The sequence below is a fragment of the Bradyrhizobium sp. genome, from assembly GCF_027451485.1.
Taxonomy (GTDB): Bacteria; Pseudomonadota; Alphaproteobacteria; order Rhizobiales; family Xanthobacteraceae; genus Bradyrhizobium.
Map to the genome: position 1 here is coordinate 106,888 of NZ_DAIDJE010000132.1, position 13,296 is coordinate 120,183.

Consider the following 13,296-nt stretch of genomic DNA (forward strand, 5'->3'; position numbering starts at 1 on the left):
GTGGGTATCAGCCCGCCGTGCTTTGCCGGATACGCATGATCGCGTCCTTTACCCCGGTCCAGGCCGGCTTTTCCGGCGCGAATTGCTGGCGGAGATACCCGACCAGCTCGGCGAGCTGGCCGTCGGACAGGTGGTCGGCGAACCCCGGCATATAGCCGAGGTCGCTCGAGACCGGATTTGCAATGCCGTGCAGGATCACCTGGATCAGGTTGTCGGGAATTGCCGCGTGCATGTTGCTGTTGAGCGCCAAAGACGGTCGGCTGCCGAACAAGGGCGGACCCCCGACCGCGTGGCAGACCGCGCAGGCGCCCTCGTACAGGCGCTGCCCGAACGGCGAGGCTGCGACGATGCGCCTCGCCGTTGCGCTTTCAAGCTTCGCGGCCAGCACGTCCAGGTCCGGATTGCCTTTGGCTTTGTTGAAGGAGCCGAGATAGACCGCCATCGCGCGGATGTCTTCGTCGGGCAGCGCTTTCAAATCCCGCACCACCGGCGTCATCGGACCGGCGGCAACGCCATGAAAGCGCGAGAAGCCGGTCCTCAGATAGGTGAACAGCTCGCCCTCGGTCCAGGGAATCGGAGCGTGCGAGAGCGACGTCAAAGGCGGGGCTTCCCAACCTTCGGCAAAGCCGCCGGCAAGGTAGGCGTCTGCCTTCTCGGCGCCCAGGGCGTTGCGCGGTGAATGGCAGGCAGCGCAATGGCCGAGGCCTTCGACCAGATAGGCGCCGCGATTCCACGCTGCCGATTGCTGCGGATCGGGCGTGAATGTTTCCGCACGATGAAAAAGCGCATTCCAGCCGGCGAGCAACGGCCGCAAGTTGAAGGGGAAGTCCAGCGCGTGCGCGCGATTGTCCGACGCGACCGGCGCCTGCGCCATCAGGTAGGCGTAGAGCGCCTGCAAATCGGAGTCGCTGGCGAGCGCAAAATGCGTGTAGGGAAACGCCGGATAGAGGTGCCGGCCGTCGCGGTGAATGCCTTCCCGCATGGCGCGCTCGAAGGCTGGATACGACCAGTTGCCGATGCCGGTTTTGACATCGGGCGTGATGTTGGTGCTGTAGATCACGCCAAACGGCGTTTCGATCCGGCGCCCGCCGGCATTCAGGGCACCATTTGGCATCGTGTGGCAGGTCGCGCAGTCGCCGAGCGCCGCGAGCTGCCGGCCGCGCTCGATTGTGGCCGCCGAAAATACGGAAGGCTCAGGCCGCGCAATCGGCGCGATCGACCGCCAGGGCAAGACCGCGGCAGCAATGCCGATGCCGCCGGCGATCAGGGCTGCAGCGCTTGCGAGGAGGCCGCGGCGCTTGGCAAACGGGTTTTTCCAGCGGCCCAAATCTGCCTGGCTTGGCGGCGGCGCGAGGGCGGCTGGATGTAGCGCCTGTTCACCGCGAAGCCCAGCCAAAATGCGCTCCGGCGTGAACGGCGGTTCGCGGAAGCGCACGCCGGTGGCGTCAAAGATCGCGTTGGCGATCGCCGCGGCGCTCGGGACGGAGGCGGATTCGCCCACGCCAAGCGGCGGCTGGTCCGCCCTTGGCAGCATCAGCACGTCAATCTGGGGAAGCTCGGGGAACTTGATGATGGGATAGGCGCCCCATTCGCGGCTTGCGACCGAAGGGCCGCTGAACGAAACCTCTTCCATCAACGCCCGGCTGGTCGACTGGATGACGTTGCCTTCGACCTGATGGCGCACGCCCTCCGGATTGATCATCAGCCCGGAATCCTGGCCCGCGACGACGCGTGTGACACTGACGTCGCCGGTTGCCTTGTTGACGGCGACGTCGGCGATCCAGGCAGACCACGCCGCGCCGTAGCCCGGAAACTTGCTGTGCACATAGAGCGCGTAGGCAAAGCCGCGCCCCTGCACCACATCGCCTTCGCCTTCCTTTTCCTGCCACACCGGGCGCGGCTTCCAGCCGGCGCGTTCGGCAACAGCCTTCACGAGGTCGACGGCGCGCGGATCCTTCAGGTAACGCAGGCGGTATTCGATCGGGTCGACCTTGGCCTCTGCTGCAAGTTCATCGATGTAAGATTCATGCGCAAACGTGTTCGGCAGTGCTGACACCCCGCGAAGCCAGGCGGCGCGCATGATCGGCGGCATGTCATGCGCCACCACGCGCAGGTGGTCGTAGTCGTAAGGCGGGATCGCGGTGCGGTCGCCCATTTCGGAGACGGAGGGCGTCGGCGAAATTGCGCCGGTCAAGAGCAGCGCCAGCGTCGGCGCGCCGTTGGAAGGATAACGCGTTGCAAAATCGTAACCGGCAATGCCGTCGTCGGCGTCCAGCCCCCCCTTGACGTCGATCAGTTGCGCGGTGCCCTTGGGCTCCCACACATGCTCCTGTTCGCGCGTGAGCTGGACGCGGACCGGGCGTCCGACCGCCCGCGAAAGCAATGCGGCATCGGCGGAGACATCGTCGGCACAGTTGCGCCCATAGCAGCCGGCCGCTTCCATCCGGATCACCTCGATCTCGGATTCCGGCCGCTGCAGCAACAGCGCCAGGTCACCGCGCAGGATGTGCGGGTTTTGCGTGCCGGACCAGACGCGAACCTGATTGTCGCGAAAATCGGCAACCGCGCAGGACGGGCCGATCGAGGCGTGCATCTGGTAGGGCCAAAGGTAGCTGCGATCGATCGTTTTCGCCGCTTGCCTGAGGGCCGTCTCGACGTCGCCCTTGTCGATCAGGGTTCGGGGCCTCGACGGATTGGCGCGTAGCGCTTTCTCGACGTTCAAGAGGTCCGGCAGCGTCGGCGCCTTCTTCCAGCTGAGCTTGAGCTGGCTGGCCGCCTTGACCGCGTTTTCCTCGCGATCAGCGACGACGCCGACAAAGTCGGCGATCCGCACCACCGCGACGAGGCCGGGAATGTCGCGCACCGAGGATTCATCGACGTCAAGCAAACTCGTGCCGACGAAGTCGCCGCTATCGACGCCAGCATAGGGCGGCCGCACCACGCGGCCGTGCAGCATGCCGGGCACGCGGATGTCATGGACATAGACAAGTTCGCCGGTCGCTTTCGCCGGAAGATCGACTCGCGGCACCGATTGGCCGACGACGCGATAGTCCTGCGCGGACTTGACGTCGACCTCGTCGGCAAGTTCGAGGCGAATGGTGTCGTCGCCGATCAATTCGCCATAGCTGACGCTCCGATTATGGCCGCGGACGAGTCCGTCCTCGATCGAAAGGTCCTCCGGCGGCAATTCGAGACGCTCGGCCGCACGCGCGATCAGGAACTGCCGTGCCTGCGCCGCGGCCTTGCGCAGCGGCACCGCGGTAATCTGGATGGTCTCGCTCGCGATCGTCGCGCCCTGGTTGGGCGCTCGAGAGGTGTCGCCGAGCACGACGACCACGCGCGCAAAGGACACGTCCAGCTCTTCAGCGACGATCTGCCCCAGCGCAGTGCGAATGCCGGTGCCGAGATCGACGTGGCCATTGAAGGCCGTCACCGAACCGTCTGCCGTGATCCTGATGAAGGTCTCGAACGGGCTGCCTCCGGGGGCTGCCGCCGGGCGCACCACGGCCAGCGTGCCCGGTCGTTGCTCCAGGTCAGGAAAATCGGCCGGGCCCATCAGTCGCGGGCCTCGACCGCGGCGCCGGCCGCGCGCATCACCGCGCGGATGATTTCGATATGTGCGCCGCAGCGGCAAAGATTGTAGCGCAGTGCTTCCATCACCTCGCGCTCGGTCGGATGCGGGTTACGCGTCAGCAGCGCCTTCGTCGTCATGATCATGCCGTTGAGGCAATAGCCGCATTGCGCGGCCTGCTCAGTAATGAAAGCTTCCTGCACCGGATCGGGAGCATCACGCGAGCCCAGGCCTTCCAGCGTAACGATCTCGCGGCCGGTGCAGCCTTCGATCGGGATCACGCATGAGCGCGCCGCGACGCCGTCGATCAGCACCGTGCAGGTGCCACATTCGCCGAGGCCGCAGCCGTATTTCGGTCCGTTCAAGGCAAGGTCGTTGCGCAGCACGTAGAGCAGGGGAGTATCGGGAGATGCGCTCACCTGATGGATCCGGCCGTTGACGTTCAGGCGCATCATGCGTGCGGTGTCCGGGGCGCGAGGCTGTTCGTGCTTCGATTGTGGGCGTTTCGAGAATACCGTTTGCATACAAACGTGCAAGGCCAGCGTCCCGGTTCTGAGATTCGCAAGATATCGCGGTGCTGGTTCGCCTGCGAATGTCAGAACAGAAGCGACACTGGCGAGTACTCTTAATTCCGGCGTGGTTGCGGATCTGATGTTCCCTCGAGAAGATCGGTCAAGGCTGAAAGGAACGTCGGAGCCAGCCACGCTGACGTCCAAACGCGCTTGACAGTGCTTTGCCGCGCGCGCAACATCGTTCGTGTACGAACAAAGTGTCCCGCCCTTTCGGGCGCTTTGCCGCTGCCAATGCCGGCGCGAGGGCCTTTCATGTCGACCGACGCTGTGGCCGCCGACAAGATTCGCTGCGATGCCTGCCCCGTGATGTGTTACATCAAGCCGGGCGCCGCCGGCGCGTGCGACCGCTACGCCAATCACGACGGACAACTGGTGCGCGTCGATCCGCATGTTCTGTTGGCGCGGACGGTGTCGCATGGCGGACGGCTGGTGCCGTTTCAGGCGAGCGGCGACTGGGACGGCAAGATCGTTCACGAGCCGGACGTGTTCGTCACCGCGATCGGTGCCGGCACCACGTATCCCGACTATAAGCCCGCGCCATTTATCGTCTCCTCGGAGGTCGACGGCGTCGACATGGTCACGGTGGTGACCGAGGGCATCTTCTCCTATTGCGGCGTCAAGGTGAAGATCGACACCGATCGTTTTCTCGGGCCGGAAACCGCGACCGTCCGCGTGCAGGGCGAGGCGGTAGGGCACGTCACGACCAGCGAATATGGCTCGCAGATGCTGTCGCTCGGCGGTGTGCATCATCTGACCGGGGGATCGAAAAAGGAAGGCCGTGTCACCTGCGACACGCTGATGGATCTGAGCAACTGCAGGCCGGTGGAGATGACCATCGACGGCGGCGCTACTGTGGTCGTGCAGGCCGGCCATCCCCCCATCGTCAATGGCATCGTGGAAGAACGCATGCGGGTTGGCTGCGGGTCGGCCACCATCGGCATGTTCGCCAAGCAATGGCAGGGCAAGGTCGACGAAGTCGTTGTGGTCGACGACCACATCACCGGCGTGCTCTCGGAACATCAGGCCGGCAAGGTGCTGGATATCGCTGACACCGGCATCAAGATGAAGGGACGGCGTTCGACGCCCGGCCGCTATTTCCAGGTCGCCGAACCCGGAACGGGGTGGGGAGGCACGCAGATTTCGGACCCGCTGTCGATCCTTGGGCCTTTCGATCCGAAAGTGGCAAGGCCCGGCACGACGATGCTGATGGTCTCGACCACCGGCGAACATGCGGCTTATTTCGAACTCGACGAGGCTTTAAGACCCGTCGAGAAGGCGATGCCGGAGGACCTGCAGTTTTCGGTCGCGCGCATTCAGGAGAATTGCGAGCCGGCACTGTGCACGGTGCTGTTCATGGGCGGGGCGGGCGGCTCGCTGCGCGCCGGTGTCACCGACAATCCGGTGCGGCTGACGCGCTCGGTCAAGGACGCGCTGACGCGCGTCACCAGCGGCGGCGCGCCGGTCTATGTCTGGCCGGGCGGCGGCATCACCTTCATGGTCGATGTCACCCTCCTGCCGGCGGGCGCATTCGGCTACGTGCCCACACCGGCGCTGGTAGCGCCGATCGAGTTCACGATGCGATTGTCGGATTATGCCGCACTCGGCGGTCATATGGACGAGGTCCGTCCCCTGGCTTCCCTGAAGGACAACGACGCGCGACAGGTGACCACGCCCTGGCCGAAAGCGGGAACTCGGTCGTGACGCGGCAACCGCAGGTCGGGTGGTTAATAGACGGCAAGCGGCTGCATTTGCAGGATGGTCCGATCGATCTGATCGTGGAAGCGCAGGGGCACCGCGACCAACTGCATGCGGCCTACCATGCTGCGATCGGCCGCTTCACCGGCCTGCTCGACGAACTCTGCGATGAACTGCCGTCTTTGCGGTCGGCGGCCGATCCCGAGCGGTGCGACCTCGAAGGAGTGGTCGCGCGTCGCATGCATGCGGCGGCGGCGCCGTTCGCGCACGATCATTTCATCACGCCGATGGCCGCTGTCGCCGGCAGCGTGGCCGAGGAAATCTTGCGGGTGATGGTGCAGGCCGCGCCGCTCGGCCGTGCCTACGTCAACAACGGCGGCGATATCGCATTACACCTGACCGACGGCGAGCAATTCACCGTCGGCCTGATCGATCGGCCAGATGCTCTGGGTCTGATGCGCACGACCGTCATTCGTGCCGATGACCCCACACGCGGCATCGCAACCAGCGGATGGCGTGGGCGCAGCTTCTCGCTCGGCATAGCGGATGCCGTCACCGTGCTAGCGAGGACCGCGGCGCAGGCTGATGCGGCCGCCACGATCATTGCCAATGCGGTCGATCTGCCGGATCATCCCGCGATCCTCCGCTGCCCGGCGAACGAATTGCAGCCGGACAGCGATCTCGGGTCGCTTCTGGTGACGCGCGACGTCGGCCGGCTGACATATCAGGCGATCGGCACGGCGCTCGACGGCGGTGAAGCAAAGGCTCTCCAACTGATCGGCCGCGGTTTGATCGAAGGGGCGGCGCTAACTCTGAAAGGCGAAGTCCGCGTCATTGGCTTGCCAAGGCGTCAGGCAAATGTTCTTCATCGGCCGGCGGTGCCGCTCAACCAAAGTATGATCCATGTGTGAACTGCATTGGGTCATCATCGCCGTCCAGCAACAGGGTGCCCAGCCATGAGCGTCGTGATACGCAAGATCGTGACCGTCGTCGAAGAGACGTTGATGGAAATGGGGAAGGACGTGAATCCCCCGGTGCGGCGTGCGGCCGCCATTGTGGTGATAGAAAATCCATTTGCCGGGCGATACGTGGAAGATCTTTCTCCGCTGATTGCGATCGGCGAAGAACTCGGCGAATTGCTCGTGAAAAGGGCGGTTGCGGCGCTGGGCATCGACGGCACAAAAGTGCACAGCTACGGCAAGGCGGCGGCGGTCGGCGAAAATGGCGAACTGGAGCATGCGGCGGCGATCTTGCATCCGAAGATGGGAACACCGGTGCGTAAGGCGCTCGGCAAGGGAGCGGCGCTGATCCCGTCATCCAAAAAGCGCTCTGGCCCCGGCACCACGCTCGACATACCGCTCGGCCACAAGGATGCGGCCTTTGTCAGGAGCCATTTCGACGGCATGGAAGTACAGATCAACGACGCCCCGCGCGCAAACGAGATCATGGTCGCGCTCGCTGTCACCAACGGTGGACGGCCGTTGCCGCGCGTCGGCGGCTTGACGGTTGGCGAGATCAAGGGCGAAGACGGATTGCGGTAACGATTGGATCAATGCTGGAGGGTAGAGGCATGCAACGAAGAGTTTTATTGGGCGGCGCGCTAGCCTTAACCGTCACAGGGCTCGCGACCGTCACAGGGCTCGCACCAAGCGCGTTTGCCCAGAGCGGCGAGATCAAGATCGGTGAGATCAACAGCTACTCGCTGCTGCCGGCCTTCACCGAGCCCTATCGCAAGGGTTGGCAGCTCGCCGTCGAGGAAGTCAACGCCGCCGGCGGCATCAATGGCAAGAAGCTCGTCGTTATCTCCAAGGACGATGGCGGCAAGCCGGCCGAAGCACAGACCGCGGCCAACGAACTCGTGTCGAATGAGAACGTCGCGATGCTGGTCGGCACGTTCCTGTCGAACATCGGCCTTGCCGTCAGCGACTTCGCCAAGCAGAAGAAGGCGTTTTTCCTCGCCTCCGAACCGCTGACCGATGCCATCACATGGTCGAAGGGCAACCGCTATACCTTCCGTCTGCGCCCGTCGAACTACATGCAGGCGGCGATGCTGGTGGAGGCGGCGGCGAAACTGCCGGCCAAGCGCTGGGCGACGATTGCGCCGAACTATGAATACGGTCAATCGGCGGTCGCGGTCTTCAAGAAGCTGATGTCGGAGAAGCGGCCTGACATCCAGTGGGTCGACGCGCAATGGCCGCCGCTGGGCAAGATCGATGCGGGTCCCGTGGTGCAGGCGGTTGCCGCCGCCAATCCGGACGCCATCCTCAACGTCGAATTCGGCGCGGACCTGGTCAAGCTGGTGCGCGAAGGCGAAACCCGCGGCCTGTTCAAAGGACGCCAGGTGGTGAGCTTCCTCACCGGCGAACCGGAATATCTCGATCCGCTCAAGGACGAGGCGCCTCAGGGCTGGATCGTCACCGGCTATCCCTGGTACTCGATCAAGACGCCGGAGCACGAGGCGTTCCTGAAGGCCTATCAGGCCAAGTACAACGATTATCCGCGCCTCGGCTCCATCGTGGGCTACGAGACGATCAAGGCGGCGGCCGCGATCATCGCCAAGGCGAACTCGACCGATCCGGACAAGATGATCGCGGCGGCCGAGGGCCTGTCGCTGTCCTCGCCGTTCGGCGAGATCACCTTCCGCAAGATCGACCACCAGTCGACGCTGGGTGCCTTCGTCGGCAAGACTGCGCTGAAGGATGGCAAGGGCGTGATGGTCGATTCCGTCTATCGCAAGGGCGCGGACTATCTGCCGAGCGATGCCGAAGTCGAGAAGATGCGACCGAAGGACTGAACGCGACCAACATCGCGGCCTCATGGTCAGGGACGCGCGGCTTTCTGCCGTGCTCCTCACCATGAGGGGTGAGACCCTTATCCCGAGGAGACGCGCATACGCGCCGTCTCGAAGGATGATGCCCCCGAAGTGAGACCAGCGTCTAGCCGCCCATGGCCTTTTACGTCGTTCAGTTCCTGACCGGACTTGCCAGCGCGGCCTCGCTGTTTCTGGTCGCTTCCGGCCTGTCGATCATCTTCGGCGTGACGCGGATCGTCAATTTCGCCCATGGCGCGTTCTACATGCTCGGCGCCTATGTGGCCTTCACGCTGACGGCACGCTTTTCCGGCGCACTCGGATTTTGGGGCGGCATTCTGGCGGCGGCGCTGATCGTGGCCGCGGTCGGTGTCCTCGTCGAGATGCTGCTGCTCAGGCGCATCTACCATGTGCCGGAATTGTTTCAATTGCTCGCGACCTTTGGGCTGACGCTGATGGTCGAAGATCTCGTGGTGCTGGGCTGGGGACCGAACGATCTGGTCGGCCCGCGCGCGGCGGGCCTGAAAGGCGCGATCGATTTCTTCGGCCAGCAGATTCCGAGCTACGACCTGTTCCTGATCGTGCTGGGGCCTTTGGTGCTTGGCCTGTTGTGGCTCGTGTTCCAGCGCACCCGCTGGGGCGTCCTGGTGCGCGCGGCAACGCAGGATCGCGATATGGTGGCCGCACTCGGCGTCAACCAGAAATGGCTTTTCACCAGCGTGTTTGCGCTCGGCGTATTTCTCGCCGCGCTTGCCGGCGCATTGCAGATCCCGCGCGATGCCGTCACCCACGAGATGGACCTGCGCGTCATCGTCGATGTCTTCGTCGTCGTGGTGATCGGCGGGCTCGGCAGCATCACCGGCGCCTTTGTCGCCGCGGTGCTGGTTTCGGAGCTGAATGCGTTCGGCATCCTGATCTTTCCGAAGATCTCCATCATCCTGGTGTTCCTGGTGATGGCGGCGGTGTTGATCGTGCGGCCCTGGGGCCTGCTCGGCAGGGCGGAAGCTCCAGTCCGCCGTACGCCGGGGCTCACCGTCAATCCTTGGCGCCCGCTGACCTCGCGTGAACGCATCGCGGTGGCGATCGCGTTTCTGCTCGCCGCCTCGCTGCCGTTCTATGCCGGCAATTATGCGCTGGCGGTCGGAGCGGAGATCGCGATCTTCGTGATCTTCGCCGCCAGCCTGCACTTCCTGATGTCGACCGGAGGGCTCGCCTCGTTCGGACATGCGGCCTATTTCGGGCTCGGCGCCTATGGCACGGCCTTCGCCGTCAAGCTCGCAGGACTGCCGATGGCGGCCGCGCTTGTTGCCGGTCCCTTGTTCGGCCTGCTTGGCGCGGTCGTGTTCGGATTCTTCGCCGTTCAACTGTCCGGCGTCTATTTCGCCATGCTGACGCTCGCCTTTGCCCAGATCGTGTGGTCGGTCGCCTTCCAATGGGTCGGACTGACCGGGGGCGATAACGGCATTCTCGGCGTCTGGCCGGAACGCTGGGCGGCGAGCGCCCCGCACTTCTTCTGGCTGTCGCTTGCCGTTGCGGTGCTGGCGGTCGCCGGCTTGCGGATTGCGACCTTTTCGCCGTTCGGCTTCGCGCTGCGGGCGACCCGCGATTCGCCACTGCGCGCCGAAGCCATCGGCATCAACGGCAAGCGCATCCAGTGGAGCGCCTTTCTCATTGCCGGTACGGTCGCCGGCATTGGCGGTGCACTGTTCGCCTATCTGAAGGGCAGCGTATTTCCGGATGTGCTCGGCATTCCGCTCTCCGTCGATGCGCTGGTCATGGTGCTGCTCGGCGGGGTCGAGACTGTCTCGGGTGCGATCGTCGGCGCCATCGTCTACAAGGCGCTCTCGATCTGGCTGGTCAGCCAGACCGAATGGTCGAAGCTCGTGCTCGGCGCGTTCATCGTTCTGATCGTCGTCGCATTCCCGAAGGGAATTGTCGGAACGCTGGACTCGCTCTGGCATCGCCGGCCGTCTTCGCTCAAGGACGCCATGCTGGCCTCGAAGATCGAGACCGCCGAATGAGCAGTCAGCCATTACTATCGGTCGAAGGCTTGAGCAAATCCTATGGCGGCGTGCACGCCGTTCGCGGCGTCTCGTTTGCGCTTTCATCGGGCGAGATTCTCGCGTTGATCGGCCCGAACGGCGCAGGCAAGTCCACCTGCTTCAACATGCTGAACGGCCAGACCGCGCCCGATGGGGGGAGAGTGCGGGTCCTCGGGCAGGACACCACCGGGTTGAAGCCGCGCGAGGTCTGGCGGCTCGGCGTCGGGCGCACCTTCCAGATCACCGCAACATTCCCGACCATGACCGTGCGCGAGAACGTCCAGGTGGCGCTGTCCTCGCATGATCGCAAGCTGTTCAATCTGATCGCCGCGATGCCGCGCTATGCGCGACAGGAGGCGGAACGGCTGCTCGATCTGGTCGGCATGGGCGGTTTTGCAATGCGCGCCTGCGGCGAACTCGCTTATGGCGATCTGAAGCGGCTGGAACTCGCCATGGCGCTTGCCAACCGGCCGAAGTTGCTCCTGATGGACGAGCCAACCGCCGGGATGGCGCCGCGCGAGCGCGTCGAACTGATGCGGCTGACCGCGCAGATTGCCAGGGAAAAATCGATCGGCGTGCTGTTCACCGAGCACGATATGGATGTCGTTTTCGAGCATGCGGACCGCATTCTCGTCCTCAATCGCGGCAACCTGATCGCGGAAGGCTCGCCGGAAGAAGTCAGGCGCAATGGGGAAGTACGCGCGATCTATCTCGGCGAGGGCCTGGTCTATGACGCCCGCCACCGCGAGGGAGCCGCGCCGTGAAGCTCTCGGTGGAAAACCTCAACAGTCATTACGGTCCCGCGCATATCCTGTTCGATGTCGCGCTCGATGTCGCTGACGGCGAGGCCGTCGCGCTGCTGGGCCGCAACGGCGCCGGCAAATCCACCACCTTCCGTTCGATCGTTGGCCTCGTTGGCCAGCGCTCCGGCCGCATCGAGTTCGAAGGCCGCGACATCTCGAACCAGCCAACCCATGCGATCGTCCGCGGCGGTCTCGGCTACGTGCCGGAAGAGCGGCGCATCTTCACGGATCTGACCGTTGAGGAAAATCTCGAAGTCGGCCGTCAGCCGCCGCGAAACAACGCGCCGCGATGGACGCGCGAGCGGCTGTTCGAGCTGTTTCCGAATCTTGCGGAAATGCGCGGTCGCCCGGGCGGACGCATGAGCGGGGGCGAACAGCAGATGCTGACCATCGCGCGGACCCTGATGGGCAACCCGTCGCTGGTGCTGCTCGATGAACCGTCGGAGGGCTTGTCGCCGAAGATCGTGGAACAGATGGTCGAGGCCATTCTGACCATGAAGAAGGAGGGCGTCAGCCTTCTGGTCTCCGAGCAGAATCTGCATTTCGCGCGGCTGATTTCCGACCGCGCCTACATCATCGAGCGGGGGCGCATCTGCTTTTCGGGCACCATGACCGAACTCGACGCGCGTCCGGACATCCGCGACGCGCATCTGGCGCTGTAGGGGCGAGAGCAAGATGGGCAGGGGAGTTTCGCTGAAGCGCAACGCCAGGCCGCCGCGGCCCGCTTACGTGCTCGACGAGCAGATCGGCTTCATCCTGCGCCAGGTCTCGCAGCGCCACACCGTGATCTTCGCCCGCGACATCGGCGCCGATCTGACGCCGACGCAGTGGGCGGCGCTTGCCAAACTCGCTGAAGCCGGACCGTGCTCGCAGAACCAGCTCGGCCGCCTGACGGCGATGGATGTCGCCACCATCAAGGGCGTGATCGACCGTCTCACCGCGCGCGGCCTGACCGAGACCTCGGCCGATCCCGAAGACGGCCGCCGTCTGCGCGTCAGCCTGACGCGCGCCGGTCAGCAGCTCGCGGACAAGGTTGCGCCCAACGCGCTCGCGATCTCGAAGGAGACGCTGGCGCCGCTCGATGCGAGCGAGCGTGAGCTGTTCGTCGCGCTCTTGAGCAAGCTGCGCTGACTCCGAAGTCGATTCCGACTTCAGAGCTGAATGCCAAAGCGCGCAAGTATCCACGCTGTGATCAGATACAGCACAGAAGTCAGGATGCAGCCGGCAATCAGCGAGGGCCAGAATTGAAAACCGCCGCGCAGCATGGCAGGTACCAGCAGGAACATCGGCAGCGAGGGCAGGACGTACCAGAACGTCGCCTCCATCTGCGAAGCAATCCGGTTCGAATCCGCCGTATCCCGCCACAGCCATATCACGGCGAGGATGGAGATGAGCGGCAGTGATGCAACCAGAGCTCCGAAGGCGGGGCTGCGCTTGGCCATCTCCGATACCAGGGCAGCCAGCAATCCAGAGAGTGCTGCTTTGGCGAGGAAGTAGAGCATGGTGCCTTTCCGTCGATCGCCCGGTCGCTTGCGGGCGCGTATCGAAGCGTATCAAAGTTCCAGGAAAGTGCAGGGCAGGGTGTGGAAAAAGGCCATCTCTCGCCACGTCACAGTTGAAGAAGGGCTGATCGGGGGGCAGTTGACCGGCGGCGGCGCGATAGCCGAGGGCGTTGACAGCGACAGGCGCCGGGTAGAAAATGACGTCCGGGGATAGCGATCTCCCCATCAGGCGGCATGCCCAAGAATCGCGTCCAGTTCACCAAGGGCGCAGCATGTCTACGATCAATCCGGAATCCTCCAAC

General features: G+C 64.3%; 11 protein-coding genes. 8 read left to right on the plus strand and 3 right to left on the minus strand.

What is annotated here, in order from left to right:
* Positions 1-7 precede the first annotated feature (7 nt).
* Both NEZ08_RS17230 and NEZ08_RS17235 read right to left on the minus strand, forming a co-directional pair.
* Positions 8-3,556: a molybdopterin cofactor-binding domain-containing protein gene (locus NEZ08_RS17230; protein WP_298109308.1), complete on the minus strand. Its 3,549-nt coding sequence runs from the start codon at positions 3,554-3,556 to the stop codon at positions 8-10.
* Positions 3,556-4,023 (minus strand): (2Fe-2S)-binding protein, encoded by a 468-nt coding sequence (locus tag NEZ08_RS17235; RefSeq protein WP_298109357.1) that lies wholly within the window; start codon positions 4,021-4,023, stop codon positions 3,556-3,558. Before NEZ08_RS17235 ends, NEZ08_RS17230 begins: the two co-directional genes overlap by 1 nt.
* 372 nt (positions 4,024-4,395) lie before the next feature.
* Between NEZ08_RS17235 and NEZ08_RS17240 the strand changes: the two genes are divergently transcribed.
* From NEZ08_RS17240 to NEZ08_RS17275, 8 genes are all read left to right on the plus strand, one after another.
* On the plus strand, positions 4,396-5,844 hold the full coding sequence (locus tag NEZ08_RS17240) for a 6-hydroxynicotinate reductase (RefSeq protein ID WP_298109310.1): 1,449 nt from the start codon (positions 4,396-4,398) through the stop codon (positions 5,842-5,844).
* Positions 5,841-6,749, plus strand: coding sequence for a UPF0280 family protein (locus NEZ08_RS17245; protein WP_298109313.1), 909 nt, complete (start codon positions 5,841-5,843; stop codon positions 6,747-6,749). Before NEZ08_RS17240 ends, NEZ08_RS17245 begins: the two co-directional genes overlap by 4 nt.
* A gap of 45 nt (positions 6,750-6,794) precedes the next feature.
* Entirely contained in the window at positions 6,795-7,379 is a 585-nt protein-coding gene (locus NEZ08_RS17250) for an amino acid synthesis family protein (RefSeq protein WP_298109316.1), read from the plus strand.
* Positions 7,380-7,408: 29 nt separating this feature from the next.
* Complete coding sequence (locus NEZ08_RS17255; RefSeq protein ID WP_298109321.1) at positions 7,409-8,632, plus strand: ABC transporter substrate-binding protein; 1,224 nt, start codon at positions 7,409-7,411, stop codon at positions 8,630-8,632.
* Between the two features lie 152 nt (positions 8,633-8,784).
* The gene (locus tag NEZ08_RS17260) at positions 8,785-10,668 is read left to right on the plus strand and encodes an ABC transporter permease (protein ID WP_298109324.1); all 1,884 of its coding nucleotides are present in this window, start codon (positions 8,785-8,787) and stop codon (positions 10,666-10,668) included.
* Positions 10,665-11,453 carry an ABC transporter ATP-binding protein gene (locus NEZ08_RS17265; protein WP_298109327.1) on the plus strand — a complete coding sequence of 263 codons (789 nt, stop codon included), beginning with the start codon at positions 10,665-10,667 and terminating at the stop codon, positions 11,451-11,453. The genes NEZ08_RS17260 and NEZ08_RS17265 overlap by 4 nt, the downstream gene beginning before the upstream one ends.
* Positions 11,450-12,154, plus strand: coding sequence for an ABC transporter ATP-binding protein (locus NEZ08_RS17270; RefSeq protein ID WP_298109329.1), 705 nt, complete (start codon positions 11,450-11,452; stop codon positions 12,152-12,154). The genes NEZ08_RS17265 and NEZ08_RS17270 overlap by 4 nt, the downstream gene beginning before the upstream one ends.
* A 13-nt stretch (positions 12,155-12,167) precedes the next feature.
* Positions 12,168-12,623: a MarR family winged helix-turn-helix transcriptional regulator gene (locus NEZ08_RS17275; protein WP_298109332.1), complete on the plus strand. Its 456-nt coding sequence runs from the start codon at positions 12,168-12,170 to the stop codon at positions 12,621-12,623.
* Between the two features lie 20 nt (positions 12,624-12,643).
* Here NEZ08_RS17275 and NEZ08_RS17280 read toward each other — a convergent pair whose 3' ends face one another.
* Positions 12,644-12,994 carry a DUF3147 family protein gene (locus NEZ08_RS17280; protein WP_298109334.1) on the minus strand — a complete coding sequence of 117 codons (351 nt, stop codon included), beginning with the start codon at positions 12,992-12,994 and terminating at the stop codon, positions 12,644-12,646.
* Between the last annotated feature and the right edge of the window lie 302 nt (positions 12,995-13,296).

Excerpts from the sequence above, each read along its gene's own strand:
- NEZ08_RS17275 (WP_298109332.1), top strand. The coding sequence starts at position 12,168 with ATGGGCAGGGGAGTTTCGCTGAAGCGCAACGCCAGGCCGCCGCGGCCC.
- NEZ08_RS17250 (WP_298109316.1), top strand. The coding sequence starts at position 6,795 with ATGAGCGTCGTGATACGCAAGATCGTGACCGTCGTCGAAGAGACGTTG.
- NEZ08_RS17260 (WP_298109324.1), top strand. The coding sequence starts at position 8,785 with ATGGCCTTTTACGTCGTTCAGTTCCTGACCGGACTTGCCAGCGCGGCC.
- NEZ08_RS17265 (WP_298109327.1), top strand. The coding sequence starts at position 10,665 with ATGAGCAGTCAGCCATTACTATCGGTCGAAGGCTTGAGCAAATCCTAT.
- NEZ08_RS17235 (WP_298109357.1), bottom strand. The coding sequence starts at position 4,023 with ATGCGCCTGAACGTCAACGGCCGGATCCATCAGGTGAGCGCATCTCCC.
- NEZ08_RS17255 (WP_298109321.1), top strand. The coding sequence starts at position 7,409 with ATGCAACGAAGAGTTTTATTGGGCGGCGCGCTAGCCTTAACCGTCACA.
- NEZ08_RS17240 (WP_298109310.1), top strand. The coding sequence starts at position 4,396 with ATGTCGACCGACGCTGTGGCCGCCGACAAGATTCGCTGCGATGCCTGC.
- NEZ08_RS17280 (WP_298109334.1), bottom strand. The coding sequence starts at position 12,994 with ATGCTCTACTTCCTCGCCAAAGCAGCACTCTCTGGATTGCTGGCTGCC.
- NEZ08_RS17230 (WP_298109308.1), bottom strand. The coding sequence starts at position 3,556 with ATGGGCCCGGCCGATTTTCCTGACCTGGAGCAACGACCGGGCACGCTG.